The following is a 17,201-nucleotide window of genomic DNA, read 5'->3' as shown; positions in this document are numbered from 1 at the left end:
TCAGCGCCACGGCTCGATGACCGTGACCCCGGCCCCCGGTGCCGTACCCATCGCCGCGAGTGCCGCCGGTGCGGCGTCGAGGGTGATGGTGGACGTCACCAGGAGGTCGGGGCGCAGGGCGCCGGAGCGGACCAGGCGGAGCATCTCGGGGTAGGTGTGGGCGGCCATGCCGTGGCTGCCGAGGAGTTCGAGCTCCAGGGCGATGGCACGGGCCAGCGGGACGGGGGTGGTGCCGTCGGCCGAGGGCAGCAACCCGACCTGGACGTGCCGGCCGCGGCGGCGCAGGCCGTTCACGGAGTCCGCGCAGGTGGCGGGTGAGCCGAGGGCGTCCAGGGAGAGATGGGCGCCGCCGCCCGTCAGCTCCCGGACGGCGGCGGCCGTGTCCGGCGTGCCGGTCGCGTCCAGGCACTGCGCGGCGCCGAACTTCCGTGCGAGGTCGAGCGCCTGGGGTGACACGTCGACGGCGATCACGCGCGCCCCGGCCGCCGCCGCGATCATCACCGCCGACAGCCCGACCCCGCCGCAGCCGTGCACCGCGACCCACTCCCCCGCCGCCACCCGGCCCTGCTGCACCACCGCGCGGAAGGCGGTGGCGAATCGGCAGCCGAGCGCGGCGGCGGTGGTGTACGCCATGTCGTCCGGGATCGCGACCAGGTTGACGTCGGCGCGGTCGAGGGTGACGTACTCGGCAAAGGAGCCCCAGTGGTGGAAGCCCGGCTGGGTCTGGCGTTCGCACACCTGCTGGTCGCCCGCCGCACAGGCCGGGCAGGCGCCGCAGGCGCAGACGAACGGCGCGGTGACCCGGTCGCCGGTCCGCCACCCGGTCACCCGGGAGCCCACCGACGCGACGACGCCGGCGAGTTCGTGCCCGGGTACGTGCGGCAGCGTGATGTCGGGGTCGTGGCCCATCCAGCCGTGCCAGTCGCTTCGGCAGAGGCCGGTCGCTTCGACCCGTACGACGACGGCGTGCTCGGCGGGTTCCGGGTCGGGTACGTCTCGTACTTCGGCCGGCTCGCCGTACCGCTCGAATACCACCGCGCGCATCTTTGCCTCACCTTCCGGCCACGTCAGGCCACCGTTTCCTGCGGAACGCTAGCGCTCGGTGGTAGCTGCCGTTTGGCGGCTGCGGGCCGTCTGTGGCTGGTCGGGCCCCGCGGCAGAGCCGCATGTCGAAACAGCCCCGCGCCCCGTCGGGGGCGCTGGATGCTCGCCCTCGCTCACGCCGAACCGTTCGTGGAAGCGCCGCAACGGCGCCGGTGCCCACCACGTGGCCCTGCCCGTCAGCCGCATGATCGCCGGCACCAGCAGGCTCCGGACGACCATCGCGTCCATCAGGACCGCGAGGGCGATACCCAGGCCGAGCATCTTGGTGTTGGTCACCCGTGAGGTGCCGATGGCGACCATCACCACCGCGAGGATGACCGCCGCCGCGGTGATCAGCCCGCCGGTGCGCTGGAGTCCGTGCCGCACCGCCGCGTCATGGTCTCCCGTGCGGTCGTACTCCTCCTTGATGCGGGAGAGCAGGAACACGCCGTAGTCCATGGAGAGCCCGAAGGCCACGCAGAACATCAGCACGGGCAGGGTGGTCTCGATGGAGCCGGAGCTGGTGAAGCCCAGCGCGCCGGAGAGGTGGCCGTCCTGGAAGACCCAGACCACGGCACCGAACATCGCGGTCAGACTGAGCGCGTTGAGCACCACGGCCTGCACGGGTATCAGCACGCTTCCGGTGAGCAGGAAGACCAGGAGGAGCGTGACGACGGCGATGAACACGGCCGCCCAGGGCAGGCGCTGGGCTATCGCGTGCTTGGTGTCGACGAGGACGGCGGCCGTGCCGGTCACCTTGGCGTCGAACGGCGCGTGCAGTGCACGTATGTCGCCCACCAGGCGCTGGGCCGGGTCGTCGACCGCCTCGCCCCTCGGCTGCACCGTGAAGTAGGCGGCATCGCCCCTGACCAGCGGGCCGTCGACGCGGGCCACCTCGGGCAGGGCGGCCACCTGCTGCTTGTAAGCGGCGTACTGGGCGGTGGTGGCCCTGCCCTCGGCGAGGACCTCCAGACCGCCGCCGGGGCTGCCCGGGAAGCCCGCGCGGATGTGCTCCTGCACCACATGGGACTCGGCGGTCGAGGGCAGTTGGCGGTCGTCGGCAGTGCCGAACTTCACGCCCAGGAAGGGCAGTCCGAGGGTGACCAGGAGGACGGTGGTGCCCAGCGCGAAGAGAGGGGCGCGGCGCATCACCAGGCCGGCGGCCCGGGCCCAAGCGGTCCCGGTGGTCGCCGTGGTCCCGGTGGCCCCCTCGGCGGGCTTCGGGGCGCGTCGGCGGCGGAACAGGCGCCGCAGGTCCAGGGAGTTGACACGGTGGCCGAGCAGGACCAGCGCGGCCGGGAGCAGGATCAGGGCGGCGGCCGCGGCGAGCAGGACCACGGCGATGCCGGCGTAGGCGAAGGACCGCAGGAAGTACTGCGGGAAGACCATCATCGCGGCCAGGGACACCGCCACCGTGAGGGCGGAGAACAGGACCGTGCGGCCTGCGGTGCGCAGGGTCGTACCGACCGCCGTCAACGGGGTGGCGCCCGAGGACAGTTCCTCGCGGAAGCGGCGGACGATGAACAGGGCGTAGTCGATGGCCAGGCCGAGGCCGAGGGCCGTGGTGAGGTTGAGCGCGAAGACGGAGACGTCGGTGAAGGCCGTCAGACCGCGCAGGACGGCGTTGGTGCCGAGGATGGCGACTATGCCGATGCCGAGCGGCAGCAGGGCGGCGATCGCGCTGCCGAAGACCATCACCAGCAGCACCAGCGTGATCGGCAGGGCGATCATCTCTGCGCGGGCCAGGTCCTCCTTGATGATCGTCTGCATCTCGTGCCGGACCGCGACGACACCGCCGATCCTCACCTGGACCGGGCCGTGCGCGCCCCGGTAGTGCGGGGCGATGCGGTCGAGCGTTCTGCCCATCGCGTTGTCGTCGCCGGTGATGCGGGCGGCGATCAGCGCCTCATGGCCGTCCTTGGCGCGCAGAGCCGGTGACCTGCTCTGCCAGTAGGAGCCGACGCCGGTCACGCCCTTCTCCCCCGCCAGCCGGCCGGCCAGGTCGCGGGCCTCGGCGGCGACCTGCGGATCGTCGACGGAGGCTCGGCCCGAGTCGACCATGAGCAGCAGGTTCGGCTGGGAGTCGGGGAACTCGCGCTCCAGGGCCTTGGTGGCGTACGTCGACTCGGCGGCCGGGTCCTCCCAGCCGCCGCTGCCGAGACGGTCCGCGACGCCGCTGCCGGCCAGCACGGCGAGGGCGGTGAGCACCAGGGCCACCAGGAGTGACAGGCGTGGGCGGGCAGTGACGATGCGGGTGTAGCGGCCGGGCCGGGGCGGTGTCCGCTCAGGCGCCCCCTCCGGCGCGCCTTCCGATGTCCCCTCGGACGCCCCCTCGCCCGTCCGCAGCGGCGTGTTGACTTCGGTCATCTTGCGGTGTCCCCTTCACCGTGACCCATGTCTGTGCAGGCAGGCAGCATGAGTCGGTCATTGCCAATAGACTGGCAAACACGAGATATCGCTCGCGTTTCTCTAGAATGCGAGCGATCACTCGCATTTGTCAATCACGTTCGGAGAGCTGGGGATAACGCGTGCCCGACAACCCGCAGACACAGAAGGAGCAGCCGCGTCGCCGGCAGGCCCGCGGGGAGCGCCGTATCGCCCAGCTGCTCGAAGCGGCCGCTCGGGTCTTCTGCACCACCGGCTACACCGCCGCCAGCACCAACGCCATCGCGCGCGAGGCCGGCGTCTCACCGGGCACGCTCTACCAGTTCTTCCCGAACAAGGAGGCCATCGCGATCGAGCTGGGCGACCGGCTCGTGCACGAGATGCGGGAGACCTACGGCGAGGCGCTGGCCCCCGTCGACCCCGCCACCCCGCTGGAGGAGGCCATCGGTTCCGCCATCGACCGGTTCATGGCCTTCAACACCGAGCACCCGGTGTTCTTCGCGCTGATGCACGGCCCCGACGTCCCGGGCCGGATGGCCGAGACGCACGACCAGCTGCACTCCACGCTGACCGGCCGGATCGAGGACCTGCTCGCCTCCCTCATGCCCGGCGCCACCCCGGCCGACGTCACCCGCAGGGCGCACATCTGCCTCGGCATCTACAAGTCCGGCCTGGAGCTGGTCCTCGCCCACGAGGGCCCCGAGCGCGCGCCCTACGTCCAGGAGATCAAGAACGTCCTGGTCCGCTACCTGGAACCGCTGGTGGGCGACCGTCTCGGCCGCGGGTGATCCGGGAGGCCCCAGGCGCAGGCCCCCCGTGCCCCCACCGCTCCACCCGGACTGCGGCCCCCGGCGCATCTGCCTAGAGTGCGGATAGATCGCCCAGCCGCTGTCCGAGGGGATCCCCGTGAGTCACTCCCCGCCTCCCGGCACACCCAAGGCCCGCATTCCCGGCCCCCAGCAGCCGCCACCGCCGTACCCCCGCATCACCGCGGGCCTGTGGCGGCGCTTCGCGGGCGGCGGGCTCGCCCTGTGGGCGCTGATCGCGTGGGTCACGTACGAGACGCGGAACGGCACGCCGCTGCCGACGCTGATCCTGCTCGGCAGCTTTCTCGTGCCGGTCGCCTTCATGCTGTGGGCGTACGAGCGGCACGGCCGTGACCTGGGCGTCAGCGCGATCCTCGGCTCTTTCCTGGCCGGCGGGACCCTCGGCGTGCTCGGCGCCTCGCTGTCGGACTCGCATGTGCTGTACCCCTCGCCGGGGATGTTCACCGGCGTCGGTCTGATCGAGGAGGCCGCCAAGCTCGCGGCGCTGGTGTTCGTGCTGCGCCGGCAGCCGGCCATCCGCGGCCTGCGCGCCGGACTGGTGCTCGGCGCGGCCGTCGGCTTCGGCTTCGCCGCGCTGGAGAGCGCCGGTTACGCCTTCAACGCGGCCGTCTCCACCGAGGGCACCGATCTGCGCGCCCTGCTGGAGACGGAGACCCTGCGCGGGCTGCTCGCCCCCTTCGGGCACGGGCTGTGGACCGCGATCGCCGGTGGCGTACTGCTGTCCCGGCGCCGCCTGAGCGGACACTTCCGCGTCTCCGCCCCGGTCGTCGGCACCTGCCTGGGCGTGACCCTGCTGCATGCGCTGTGGGACTCCACGCGCGGCATCGCGGTCTGGGTGGTGGCCCGGCTGACCGGCAGCGGACCGGAGAGCCGGATGTTCGCGCCGGGGTACCTCGTCCGGCCGAGCGCCGAGCAGGAACACCTGTTCACACTGTTCTCGGTCGGCGGGCTGGCCTTGGTGGCTCTGGCCGGGGTCGGCTGGGTGCGGTCGCTGGCGCGCCGGGGCCCCTCTTGGTGAGGTACCCCCTAGGGGTATAGTCTGGAGAGCGTGGGGTTCCCTCGCGGGCCCCACCGGCCCCACACGCCTCGACGAGGAGTAACGACATGACCGCCCACACCGACACCCCCGGCTCCGTCACCACCGTCTACAAGGTGACCGGCATGAGCTGCGGCCACTGCGAGGGCTCCGTCTCCGGCGAGATCTCCCAGCTCCCCGGCGTCAGCTCGGTGAAGGCCGTCGCGTCCACCGGCGAGGTGACCGTGGTCTCCGAGAACCCGCTGGACGACGAGGCCGTGCGCGCCGCCGTGGACGAGGCCGGCTTCGAGCTCGCCGGCCGGGCCTGAACACCCCCGCGTTCTTCCCATTCCCCGACCGGGCCGTGCCGACCAGCTGATACTGCCTCCGCACGGTCCGGTCCGATGTCTGGAGTCCGGACATGACCAGCACCACCGCAGAGACAGCCATAACCACGGCTGGGACCTCCGAAGCAGAGCTGCTCATCGGCGGGATGACCTGCGCCTCCTGCGCCGCCCGGGTGGAGAAGAAGCTCAACCGGATGGAGGGCGTCAGCGCCACCGTCAACTTCGCCACCGAGAAGGCGAAGATCACGTACGGCGCGGGCGTCCAGGTCGCCGACCTGATCGCCACCGTGGAGCGGACCGGCTACACCGCCGAGGAGCCCACGCCGCCGGCGCCCGAGCCCGAGGCGGCCCCCGAGACCCCCGGGCAGGACCCCGAACTCGGCGCGCTGCGGCACCGCCTGCTCGTCTCCGCGCTGCTCGCCGCGCCCGTGGTGCTGCTCGCGATGATCCCGGCGCTGCAGTTCGACAACTGGCAGTGGCTCTCCCTCACGCTCGCCGCGCCGGTCGTCGTCTGGGGCGGATGGCCCTTCCACCGGGCCGCCTGGACCAACCTCCGGCACGGCGCCGCCACCATGGACACCCTGGTCTCGGTCGGCACGCTGGCCGCGTTCGGCTGGTCGCTGTGGGCGCTGTTCTTCGGTGACGCGGGCGTGCCCGGCATGCACGACGAGTTCCGCCTCACCCCCGGAGCGGTGGTGACTGATGCCACAGCGCGCATGGACGGCGCCTCCACCATCTATCTGGAGGTCGCCGCCGGAGTCGTCGCGCTGATCCTGCTCGGCCGCTATCTGGAGGCCCGCTCCAAGCGGCGCGCGGGCGCGGCCCTGCGGGCCCTGATGGAGCTCGGCGCCAAGGACGTGGCCGTGCTGCGGGACGGCCGTGAGATGCGGGTCCCGGTGTCGTCCCTGGCCGTGGGCGACCGGTTCGTCGTACGCCCCGGCGAGAAGATCGCCACCGACGGCACGGTGGTGGAGGGCGTGTCCGCGGTGGACGCGGCCATGCTGACCGGCGAGTCGGTGCCGGTCGACGTCGGCCCGGGCGACCGGGTCACCGGCGCCACGGTCAACGCGGGCGGGCGGCTCGTCGTCGAGGCGACCCGGGTCGGCGCCGACACCCAGCTCGCCCGGATGGCGAAGCTGGTGGAGGACGCACAGAACGGCAAGGCCGAGGTGCAGCGGCTCGCCGACCGCATCTCCGCGGTGTTCGTGCCCGTCGTCATCCTCATCGCGCTCGGCACCTTCGGCGTCTGGCTGGGCGTCACCGGGGACACGGTCGCCGCGTTCACCGCCGCCGTCGCCGTGCTGATCATCGCCTGCCCCTGCGCGCTGGGCCTCGCCACACCGACCGCGCTGATGGTCGGCACCGGGCGCGGCGCCCAGCTCGGCATCCTCATCAAGGGCCCCGAGGTGCTGGAGTCCACCCGCCGCGTCGACACGGTCGTCCTCGACAAGACCGGGACCGTCACCACCGGCCGGATGACCCTCCAGGCGGTGTACGTCGCCGACGGCGAGGACGAGAAGGAGCTGCTGCGGCTCGCCGGCGCCCTGGAGCACGCCTCCGAGCACCCGGTCGCCCGCGCGATCGCGGCCGGCGCGGAGGAACGGTTGACAGGGGCGAGCGCGCAGCGCTCTCCGGCAAGGGTGGTGGTGGGTGACGGGCGGGAACTGCCCGCGGTCGAGAACTTCGAGAACGTTCCCGGGCGGGGCGTGCGTGGGCGCGTGGACGGCCGTGCGGTGGCCGTGGGGCGCCTGTACGACGAGCTGCCGCAGGAGTTGGCCCGCGCGGCGCGCGAGGCCGAGCTGGCGGGTCGTACGGCCGTCGTGGCCGGCTGGGACGGGCGGGCCCGCGGGGTGCTCGCCGTCGCCGACGCGATCAAGGAGACCAGCGCCGAGGCGGTACACGAACTGCGTGCGCTGGGCCTGCGGCCGGTGCTGCTCACCGGGGACAACCGCACGGTCGCCGAGGCCGTCGCCAAGAGCGTCGGCATCGACTCCGGGGACGTGTTCGCCGAGGTCCTTCCCGAGGACAAGGTGGACGTCGTACGACGGCTGCAGCGCGAGGGGCGGGCCGTGGCGATGGTCGGCGACGGCGTGAACGACGCGGCCGCGCTGGCCACCGCCGACCTGGGTCTCGCCATGGGCACCGGCACGGATGCGGCGATCGAGGCCGGCGATCTGACCCTCGTCCGGGGCGATCTGCTGGTCGCGGCCGACGCGATCCGGCTGTCCCGGCGGACGCTGGCCACCATCAAGGGGAACCTGGTGTGGGCCTTCGGCTACAACGTGGCGGCGCTCCCGCTGGCCGCGGCGGGGCTGCTCAATCCGATGATCTCCGGTGCCGCGATGGCCTTCTCCTCGGTCTTCGTGGTGACCAACAGCCTGCGGCTGCGGCGCTTCCGCTGAAGTCCCGTGGGGTTACCGGCGGTTCGCCCCAGCGGAAGTAAGAGACCCTCTAGAGTCCGGCGCGAGCCTCACATAAGCTCTTCACAAGGCTCGCGCATCATCCTTACGCTTGGGCTCCGATCGTCGTATCGGGGCTCTTGCGCACCTAAGGGACATATGCAAGAGACGCAGATCACAGTGATGCGAACGTAACCATCGAAGGGGTTCGAAGGTCTAAGTTGGCGATGTCAGCACAGCGTCTTGGGGGGCGCTGACTGGCATCTGGGGATGTCTTGGGGGACTTCCTCAGAGATGCGTTGCCGGGGCACGTGCGCCGGGAAGCTTTGAGCGGCCCTCCCAGCGTGCGTTGTCCCGGCAGATCGCAGTGCATCACTGGAGCAGGACGAGTTTTGCTCATTCTGCTCGAAGACAGCGATTCAGGCGCTGTCCTCTCCGAGCGCCCGGCCGGATCCCGTGGGGGGAATCCGCACCGGGACATGGGAAGGCGCCCTGGTCGTCGGCCCGTGGGGGGACCGGCGTCTCAGGGCGCCTTCTGCTTTTCGCTCGTCTGTACGACTTTGCGGTTGTCTGTACGACTTCCTCGGCGACGAGTCCGTCAAGCGCCAGGGAAGCGCACCGCGCCCCGGACGCCCGTTGGAAACGAAATCAGCGCCGCCCCTCGACCGACACGACGTCGAGCCCGACCGCGCGCGTGGCCCTGCTGCCGAGCTGGACGGCATCCCCGTGGGGCCACTACCCGGACGCCGACGCCTGGACGCCGACTGCCTCGGAGCCGTCGGGCGAACCGGACCGCCAGCCGAACCGTACCCCGGCTGCCCGACGTCCCGGCTGCCCGGATCCTGGCCGCCCCGGAGCCACCAGCCGAACCGAACCCACCGACCTGAACCAGACCCATCAGCGAACCGGATCCCCAGCGGCCCCGGAGCCGTCAGCCGAATCGGACCCGCCGGCTGGACCGGACCCGTCGGCCGAATCGGACCCCCGACCGAACCGGACCCCGGCCATACCGAACACGCCGCCCGGGGACCCGGCCGGTAGCGCCGTCGGCGGAAGCCGGCAACAAGGGGCACCACCGGGATGGCGCCCCCGTCGGCAGGTGTCAGCGCTCCTCGACCGGCACGAAGTCGCGCAGTTCCACGCCCGTGTAGATCTGGCGCGGGCGGCCGATGCGGGAGCCCGGCTCCTTGATCATCTCGGTCCACTGCGCGATCCAGCCCGGCAGGCGGCCGAGGGCGAAGAGGACCGTGAACATCTCGGTCGGGAAGCCCATGGCCCGGTAGATCAGACCGGTGTAGAAGTCCACGTTCGGGTACAGCTTGCGCTCGACGAAGTAGTCGTCGGACAGCGCGTGCTCCTCCAGCTTCAGGGCGATGTCGAGGAGCTCGTCCTCCTTGCCCAGCGCGGAGAGCACATCGTGCGCGGCGGCCTTGATGATCTTGGCGCGCGGGTCGAAGTTCTTGTAGACCCGGTGGCCGAAGCCCATCAGACGGACGCCGTCCTCCTTGTTCTTCACCTTGCGGATGAAGGTGTCGACGTCGGAGCCGGAGTCGCGGATGCCCTCCAGCATCTCCAGCACGGACTGGTTGGCACCGCCGTGCAGCGGGCCCCACAGCGCGCTGATGCCGGCCGAGATCGACGCGAACATGTTGGCCTGCGAGGAACCGACCAGGCGGACCGTCGAGGTCGAGCAGTTCTGCTCGTGGTCGGCGTGCAGGATCAGCAGCTTGTCCAGCGCGGCGACGACGACCGGGTCCAGCTCGAACTCCTGCGCCGGGACCGAGAAGGTCATGCGCAGGAAGTTCTCGACGTAGCCGAGGTCGTTGCGCGGGTAGACGAACGGGTGGCCGATCGACTTCTTGTACGCGTACGCCGCGATCGTCGGAAGCTTCGCGAGCAGCCGGATCGTGGAGAGGTCGCGCTGCTTCTCGTCGAACGGGTTGTGGCTGTCCTGGTAGAAGGTGGACAGCGCCGAGACGACCGAGGACAGCATCGCCATCGGGTGGGCGTCGCGCGGGAAGCCCTTGTAGAAGTTCTTGACGTCCTCGTGCAGCAGGGTGTGCCGCGTGATGTCGTTCTTGAACGTCGAGAGCTCGTCGACGGTGGGCAGCTCGCCGTTGATCAGCAGGTACGCCACCTCGAGGAAGGTGGAGCGCTCGGCCAGCTGCTCGATGGGGTAGCCGCGGTAGCGGAGGATGCCCGCCTCGCCGTCGAGGTAGGTGACCGCGGATTTATAGGCGGCCGTGTTGCCGTAGCCGCTGTCCAGAGTCACCAGACCGGTCTGGGCGCGGAGCTTCCCGATGTCGAAGCCCTTGTCGCCGACGGTGCTGTCGACCACCGGGTAGGTGTACTCGCCGTCGCCGTACCGCAGTACTACAGAGTTGTCGCTCACGTCTTCCCTCACCGACGTAGTGCCTCATCTTCGAGGTGCCCTGACTGTCTCTACCATCCCCCATTTGGCTCAGGAGAGTGCACTCGGGGTCGACCATTGGGCCTATTGGCGGCACTCAGTGCCGCCAACCTGCTCATCCTGCCCCCTCCGAACGGCATCTGGAAGTGCTCTGTGACCTTCACGACTCATTTGATCGATCATTTTTTGTGATGCAGGTCGCTGCGCCTGCTCGGCGGCAGGTCAGGAGCCGTGCAGCCGGAAATCCAGTGCCGTGCACCGCCGTCCCGCGGACACCGTGCGCACCGCCTGTCCGATCGCCTTGCGTGAACCGACGAGAACGACCAGTCGCTTGGCCCGTGTCACCGCCGTGTACAGCAGGTTCCGCTGCAGCATCATCCATGCCCCGGTCGTGACGGGAATCACCACAGCGGGATATTCACTTCCCTGCGAACGGTGGATGGTGACCGCGTACGCGTGCGCCAGTTCGTCCAGTTCGTCGAATTCGTACGGAACCTCCTCGTCCTCGTCCGTCAGCACCGTGAGCCGCTGGTCGACCGGATCGAGCGAGGTGACGACACCCACGGTGCCGTTGAAGACACCGTTCTTCCCTTTCTCGTAATTGTTGCGAATCTGGGTGACCTTGTCGCCGACCCGGAAGACCCGGCCGCCGAACCGCTTCTCGGGCAGGTCGGGCCGGCCGGGGGTGATGGCCTGCTGAAGCAGGCCGTTCAGCACCCCCGCACCGGCCGGCCCCCGGTGCATCGGCGCGAGCACCTGCACATCCCGGCGCGGATCGAGCCCGAACTTGGCCGGAATCCGACGAGCTGCCACGTCCACGGTGAGCCGGCCGGCCTCCTCCGTGTCGTCCTCCACGAAGAGGAAGAAGTCCTTCATCCCCTCGGTGAGCGGATGCTGCCCCGCGTTGATCCGGTGCGCGTTGGTGACGACACCGGACTGCTGGGCCTGCCGGAAGACCCGGGTGAGCCGGACGGCCGGGATGGGGCCGCCCTCGGCGAGCAGGTCGCGCAGCACCTCCCCGGCGCCGACGCTGGGCAGCTGGTCGACGTCGCCGACGAAGAGCAGATGGGCGCCGGGCGGTACGGCCTTGACCAGCTTGTTGGCGAGCAGGAGGTCGAGCATGGACGCCTCGTCGACGACGACGAGATCGGCATCGAGCGGCCGGTCCCGGTCGTAGGCGGCATCCCCACCGGGCTTGAGCTCCAGCAGCCGGTGGACGGTGGACGCCTCGGCACCGGTCAGCTCGGACAGGCGCTTGGCGGCACGTCCGGTGGGGGCGGCGAGCAGCACCTTGGCGCGCTTGGCGCGGGCCAGCTCCACGATCGAGCGGACCGTGAAGGACTTGCCACAGCCGGGCCCGCCGGTGAGCACCGCGACCTTCTCGGTGAGCGCGAGCTTGACGGCGGCTTCCTGCTCCGGGGCGAGATCGGCGCCGGTACGGCCTTTCAGCCAGCCGAGGGCATTGCCCCAGTCGACCCCCTGGAAGCCGGGCATGCGGTCCTGGTCCGTGCGCAGGAGGCGCAGGAGCTGGGAGGAGAGGGAGAGTTCGGCGCGGTGGAAGGGGACGAGATAGACGGCGGTGACGGGTTCGGAGTCGTCGCCGCCGGGGCCGGGCACCTTCTCCCGTACGACACCGGGGTCGCCGCCGTCCTGAGGGGGTTCGGCCAGCTCGGCGAGGCACTCGATGACAAGCCCGGTGTCCACGGCGAGCAGCTTCACCGCGTCGGAGATCAGCCGCTCCTCGGGAAGGAAGCAGTGGCCCTGGTCGGCGGACTGGGACAGGGCGTACTGCAGCCCGGCCTTCACCCTCTCCGGGCTGTCGTGCGGGATACCGACGGACTGGGCGATCTTGTCGGCGGTGAGGAAGCCGATGCCCCAGACGTCGGCGGCCAGGCGGTAGGGGTGTTCCCTGACGATTCGGATCGACGAGTCGCCGTACTTCTTGAAGATCCGTACGGCGATGGAGGTGGAGACCTCGACCGTCTGCAGGAAGAGCATGACCTCCTTGATCGCCTTCTGCTCCTCCCAGGCGTCGGCGATCTTCTTGGTGCGCTTGGGGCCGAGGCCGGGGACCTCGATGAGCCGCTTGGGCTCCTCCTCGATGATCCGGAGCGTGTCCAGCCCGAAGTGCTGGGTGATCCGGTCGGCGAAGACCGGTCCGATCCCTTTGACGAGGCCGGACCCGAGATAACGCCGGATGCCCTGGACGGTGGCGGGCAGGACGGTCGTGTAGTTCTCCACATGGAACTGCTTGCCGTACTGGGGGTGCGAGCCCCAGCGGCCCTCCATCCGCAGGGATTCCCCGACCTGGGCACCGAGCAGCGCACCGACCACCGTGAGGAGGTCGCCGCCGCCTCTGCCCGTGTCGACCCGGGCGACCGTGTAGCCGTTCTCCTCATTGGCGTACGTGATGCGTTCAAGCACGCCTTCCAGCGTCGCGAGCTGCCGTTCGCCGGTCTGGGTCCCCGCCTGTTGAGCCATGATCCGACGGTACCGGTGGGGTGTGACAGGGGGGTGGGGGTGAGCCGCCTGGAGTCGTCTGCCACGGAAAGGAGGTGTGGTGTCGCGTCAGGCCGTGGTCGGCCGCCGCGTGGGCGCCGGGTGCGCCGACCGGGACGAGGTGAGTCGGTCCGGCCGGCGCGTCGGGGGTGCGGTGGTGTCGGTCAGTTCAGGTGTCGGGCGAAGAACTGCAGGGCGCTGTCCACTTCGAAGGACGGGACGTCTCCGTGCTTGCCGGGGTTCGCGTGCAGTGTCTTCTCCGGCGCGGCGAAGGCGTCGAACAGCGCCAGGCTCTGGTCGCGCGGCACCATCTGGTCGTCCCACTGGACCAGGAACTGCACCGGCACGGTGATCCGCGCGGCGTCCTCTGTCAGCCCGTGCACACCGAGCAGGCCCAGCACCGCGGCGCGGATCCGGGGCTCTGCCGCGATGAGCGGGATGCCGAGGCCGCAGCCCATCGACATGCCGCAGTAGCCCACCGGGCCAGCGCCGACCTGGTCGAGGCTCTGGACGGCGGTCAGCACCGCCTGCCAGTCCGCGACCGCCTGGCGGGCCAGGTGGCTGTGCATGGTGGCGACCAGGGCGCCCGGGTCCTCGCCCGCGGCCATGCCGGCCCGCATGTGGGCCGCCATGCGGCCGAACTCCTCGTCCTTGGGTCGGTCGCCGTGGTTGGGCGCGTCGATCGCGACCACCGCGAAGCCCTCGGCGGCGTAACGGCGCGCGCGGGTCACGGTGTTGGGCGCCGCCTTGTGCTGTCCGCCGCCGTGGCCCAGCAGGATCAGGGGGCGGGGGCCGGAGGCGTCCTCCGGCGTCCAGAGCACGCCGGGGATCTCGTCGAGGGTGAAGAACTGCTCGGTGACGCCGTCCGACGACGTCCGGGAGATGAAGCGCATCAGCGTTTCGGGCCTTTCGGGATGCCTTGTGCGGGCGCTCCCTAGGCCATGCGGAAGAGGGAGCCCCGACGCGTCACAGTGTTGATCGGACTCACCTCCTCAGTTGCGCAGTAGTGCACGGCGCCGCCGAAGCTACCACAAGGATCGTGAGGGATCGGAAGATTTGTGCCAACGGGCATTGGCGGAGCCCCAGGTCGGCGGCCTGCTTTCGGGGCGGGTGTGGAACAAGGCTGCCAATCAGTGCCGTTCCCGGTCCTGGGATCCGGCCAACTCCCTTGTCCGGGCGGTAATCTGGGGCGGGTGAGCGATCCCGTATCCGTCGAGCCGCCGGATGTGCTCACCGCGCTCGGCGCCGTCTTCCGGCTGTGTGAGCATCCCGGTGTGGTGGAGCCCGTCGAGGTGTGCGCCGCGCTGGGCGTTCCGCTGGAGCGGACCGTGAAGACCCTGGCCTTCGTCACCCCGGAGGACCGGCTGCTGCTGGCCGCGCTGCCCGGTCATGCGCGGCTGCGGTACGGCCCCCTGGCGCGGGCCGCCGGGCTACGTCGTGGCGATCTGTCCCCTGCCGGCGCCGGTCGGCTGGCGCGGGCGGGGATGCGGCCCGGCGGGGTGTGCCCGGTGTCGTCGGACGGGGCCGCGCTGGTCGTCTTCGATGAGGCCGTCGGTGGTCTGGGGCGTGTGCACTGCGGCAGCGGGCGGGCCGACAGGAGTATCGAGATCCAGGCGCGGGCGCTGGTCGCGGCTGTGCCGGCTGCCGTCACGGCGGCGATCGGGGACGTGCCCGGCGAGCGCGCGTGAACACATTGCGTGGGCGTGGTACGGGGGCCGTGAGGTGAGCGCGTGACCGGGATCGTGCGGATCGAGGGCGCCACCGCGCTCGTGACCGGCGCCAACCGCGGGCTCGGGCGGGTGATGGCCCGGATGCTCGTCGAGCGGGGGGCGCGGCGTGTCTACGGTGGGGCCCGTGATCCGCGCGAGGTCGCGGAGCCCGGTGTCGTTCCGGTACGGCTCGACGTCACCGATCCCGCGCAGGTGGCCGCGGCCGCCGAGACGTGTGCCGACCTGACCCTGCTCGTCAACAACGCCGGAGTGCTCACCGACAGCCCGCTGCTGGCCGCGCCCGACCTGGCGGCCGCTCGCACGGAGATGGAGGTCAACTACTTCGGCACGCTCGCCATGTGCCGCGCCTTCGCGCCGCTGCTGGTCGGCAACGCGCCCGGCGCCATCGTGAACGTGCTGTCCATCGCCAGCTGGTTCACCAACCCGGCGATGGGCTCGTACAGCGCCTCCAAGGCCGCCGCCTGGGCCATGACCAACGGGGTCCGGGAGGAGCTGCGGGACACCGGTGTCCTTGTCGTCGGCGTGCACTGCGGTTACATCGACACGGACATGGCCACCCATGTGAGCGGGCCCAAGAACACTCCGGAGTCGATCGCCGCGCAGGCCTTCGACGCCGTCCAGGCCGGTCGCACGGAAGTCCTCGCCGACGAGCGCACCCGGCGGGCCAAGGCCGACCTGGGGCGTCCCAGCCCCGCCTGACCTTCCGTGGTCGCGGGTCGGGTGAACGGTTTCCTCATCGCCTACGGCAAGCTGCCGCCGTTCATCGCGACCCTGGCCATGCTGTCGGTGGGCCGTGGCCTCGCCCGGTGATCTCGCAGGGCTCCCCCATCGCCTTCCCGGCCTCGGTCTCGCACCTCGGGGAACCCTCGGCGGGCGGCCGGCGCGGCCTCCAGGCTGTCCTCGGCGCAGCCGCAGGCCGCCGACGGCTATGAGCTGGACGCGATCGCGGCGGTCGTCATCGGCGGTACCTCGCTCGCGGGCGGCACCGGCAAGGCGTCCGGCACGCTGAACCTGGCGGTGCTCCGCAACGGCCTCAACTGCCGAACATCTCCGCGTTCCGGCAGCAGTTCGTGATCGGCGTCGTCATCGCGCCGGCCTACCCCGGCATCCAGGTGGTGGCCCAGGCGCTCGGCTCCAAGGCCGGGAAGTCCGTCCAGGTCGTCGGTTTCGACGGCACCGGACGGGCTGACGGCGGTGGAGAACGGCACGCTGTACGCGTCGGTCGCCCAGCAGCCCACCCGGTTGGCAGGATCGCCGTGGACAGCGGGCAGCGCGGGCGGGCGGGCGTACACCATGGGTCATCCGGCATGGGTCACCATGGGTGACGGCCGCCCGCCCGGGGGCATCTCTCAGGGGAATCAGGGGAGTCAACTGATGTACGACTACGACCTGCTGGTCGTGGGTTCGGCCAACGCCGACCTCGTGATCGAAGTCGAGCGGCGGCCCGCCGCCGGCGAGACGGTGCTCGGCGGCGACCTGGCCGTCCACCCGGGCGGCAAGGGCGCCAACCAGGCGGTCGCCGCCGCCCGGCTCGGCGCGGATACGGCCGTGCTGGCCCGGGTCGGCGACGACGGCCACGGCCGGCTGCTGCTGGACTCCCTGCGCGCGGCCGGCGTCGACACGGTCGGCGTGCTGGTGGGCGGGGCGCCCACAGGCGTGGCACTGATCACCGTGGACCCCTCGGGGGACAACAGCATCGTGGTGTCGCCGGGCGCCAACGCCCGCCTCACCCCGGCGGACATCCGGGCCGCGGTGAGCCTGTTCCTGGCCTCGCGGGTGGTGTCGGCGCAGCTGGAGATCCCGCTGGAGACGGTCGTGGAGGTCGTACGGAACCTGTCCCCGGACAGCCGTTTCGTGCTGAACCCGTCCCCGCCCAGGCCGCTGCCCACGGAGGTGCTCGCGGCCTGCGACCCGCTGATCGTGAACGAGCACGAGGCCCGGGTGATCCTCGGCGAGGCCTGTGTGAGCGAGGACCCGGCGGACTGGGCGCGGCTGCTGCTGGCCAAGGGTCCGCGCTCGGTGGTGGTGACGCTGGGCGCGGGAGGGGCGCTGGTGTGCGACTCCCTGGAGGTGACCCGGGTCGCGTCGGTGAAGGTAGACGCGGTGGACACGACAGGTGCCGGGGACGCGTTCACGGCGGCGCTGGCGTGGAAGCTGAGCACGGGTGCGGATCTGCCGGAGGCGGCGGCCTACGCGGCCCGGGTCGGCGCGGCGGCCGTGACCAAGCGGGGCACGCAGGAGTCGTATCCGACGGCGGAGGAGGTCGAGACGCTGTGAACGCCACGGCGGCAAAGGAGCTGCGCGGCCGCAGCACACGGCCGTACGCGAATGTGCTGCTGCGGTGCGGCGTGTCCTTCTGAGGCCCGTACGACTTCGAGGGGGGGGGGCCCCGGCGCCCCCCCCCCGCGCCCCCCCCCCCCCCCCACCCCCCAAAAAAAAACCCCCGAAAACCCCCCCGGCCCCCCCCCCCGGCGGTTATGACGTAAAAGACACCCGGGCCCGGCGC

The 17,201-nt window shown here is 71.2% G+C and carries 12 protein-coding genes and 1 pseudogene; 8 read left to right on the top strand and 5 right to left on the bottom strand.

The annotated features are described in order from the left end of the window. Entirely contained in the window at positions 1 to 1,044 is a 1,044-nt protein-coding gene (locus tag ACFYOH_RS21440; RefSeq protein ID WP_388627662.1) for a zinc-dependent alcohol dehydrogenase family protein, read from the bottom strand. Between the two features lie 48 nt (positions 1,045 to 1,092). Further along, the gene (locus tag ACFYOH_RS21435; protein WP_388627660.1) at positions 1,093 to 3,450 is read right to left on the bottom strand and encodes an MMPL family transporter; all 2,358 of its coding nucleotides are present in this window, start codon (positions 3,448 to 3,450) and stop codon (positions 1,093 to 1,095) included. Between the two features lie 161 nt (positions 3,451 to 3,611). Here ACFYOH_RS21435 and ACFYOH_RS21430 point away from each other — a divergent pair, with 161 nt between their 5' ends. From ACFYOH_RS21430 to ACFYOH_RS21415, 4 genes are all read left to right on the top strand, one after another. Then, complete coding sequence (locus ACFYOH_RS21430; RefSeq protein WP_388627658.1) at positions 3,612 to 4,256, top strand: TetR/AcrR family transcriptional regulator; 645 nt, start codon at positions 3,612 to 3,614, stop codon at positions 4,254 to 4,256. A gap of 118 nt (positions 4,257 to 4,374) precedes the next feature. After that, a complete protein-coding gene (locus ACFYOH_RS21425; RefSeq protein WP_388627656.1) occupies positions 4,375 to 5,313 on the top strand; it encodes a PrsW family intramembrane metalloprotease in 939 nt (312 codons plus the stop codon). Positions 5,314 to 5,399: 86 nt separating this feature from the next. Next, the gene (locus ACFYOH_RS21420; RefSeq protein ID WP_388627655.1) at positions 5,400 to 5,639 is read left to right on the top strand and encodes a heavy-metal-associated domain-containing protein; all 240 of its coding nucleotides are present in this window, start codon (positions 5,400 to 5,402) and stop codon (positions 5,637 to 5,639) included. Positions 5,640 to 5,731: 92 nt separating this feature from the next. Next, positions 5,732 to 8,059 carry a heavy metal translocating P-type ATPase gene (locus ACFYOH_RS21415; protein WP_388627654.1) on the top strand — a complete coding sequence of 776 codons (2,328 nt, stop codon included), beginning with the start codon at positions 5,732 to 5,734 and terminating at the stop codon, positions 8,057 to 8,059. Between the two features lie 1,099 nt (positions 8,060 to 9,158). On the opposite strand, the gene ACFYOH_RS21410 is transcribed toward ACFYOH_RS21415, so the two are convergent. From ACFYOH_RS21410 to ACFYOH_RS21400, 3 genes are all read right to left on the bottom strand, one after another. Then, positions 9,159 to 10,448, bottom strand: a complete 1,290-nt coding sequence (locus ACFYOH_RS21410; RefSeq protein ID WP_208900767.1) for a citrate synthase — start codon at positions 10,446 to 10,448, stop codon at positions 9,159 to 9,161. Between the two features lie 240 nt (positions 10,449 to 10,688). Then, positions 10,689 to 12,947: an ATP-dependent RecD-like DNA helicase gene (locus ACFYOH_RS21405; protein ID WP_388627652.1), complete on the bottom strand. Its 2,259-nt coding sequence runs from the start codon at positions 12,945 to 12,947 to the stop codon at positions 10,689 to 10,691. Between the two features lie 182 nt (positions 12,948 to 13,129). Continuing rightward, positions 13,130 to 13,858 carry a dienelactone hydrolase family protein gene (locus tag ACFYOH_RS21400; RefSeq protein ID WP_388627651.1) on the bottom strand — a complete coding sequence of 243 codons (729 nt, stop codon included), beginning with the start codon at positions 13,856 to 13,858 and terminating at the stop codon, positions 13,130 to 13,132. 300 nt (positions 13,859 to 14,158) lie between these two features. Here ACFYOH_RS21400 and ACFYOH_RS21395 point away from each other — a divergent pair, with 300 nt between their 5' ends. From ACFYOH_RS21395 to ACFYOH_RS21380, 4 genes and pseudogenes are all read left to right on the top strand, one after another. Next, positions 14,159 to 14,653 carry a YbaK/EbsC family protein gene (locus ACFYOH_RS21395; protein ID WP_388627649.1) on the top strand — a complete coding sequence of 165 codons (495 nt, stop codon included), beginning with the start codon at positions 14,159 to 14,161 and terminating at the stop codon, positions 14,651 to 14,653. Positions 14,654 to 14,704: 51 nt separating this feature from the next. Next, a complete protein-coding gene (locus ACFYOH_RS21390) occupies positions 14,705 to 15,394 on the top strand; it encodes an SDR family oxidoreductase (protein WP_388627744.1) in 690 nt (229 codons plus the stop codon). Between the two features lie 6 nt (positions 15,395 to 15,400). Beyond that, positions 15,401 to 15,870 (top strand): annotated as a pseudogene (locus ACFYOH_RS21385) (ABC transporter permease); the annotation flags it as partial. A gap of 199 nt (positions 15,871 to 16,069) precedes the next feature. Continuing rightward, positions 16,070 to 16,972: a ribokinase gene (locus ACFYOH_RS21380; protein WP_388627648.1), complete on the top strand. Its 903-nt coding sequence runs from the start codon at positions 16,070 to 16,072 to the stop codon at positions 16,970 to 16,972. The last annotated feature ends 229 nt before the right edge of the window (positions 16,973 to 17,201 follow it).

This window comes from Streptomyces sp. NPDC007856 (assembly GCF_042868225.1).
GTDB lineage: Bacteria > Actinomycetota > Actinomycetes > Streptomycetales > Streptomycetaceae > Streptomyces.
The sequence above is the reverse complement of the archived record's forward strand: the minus strand, read 5'-3'. Positions and strand labels throughout refer to the sequence as shown.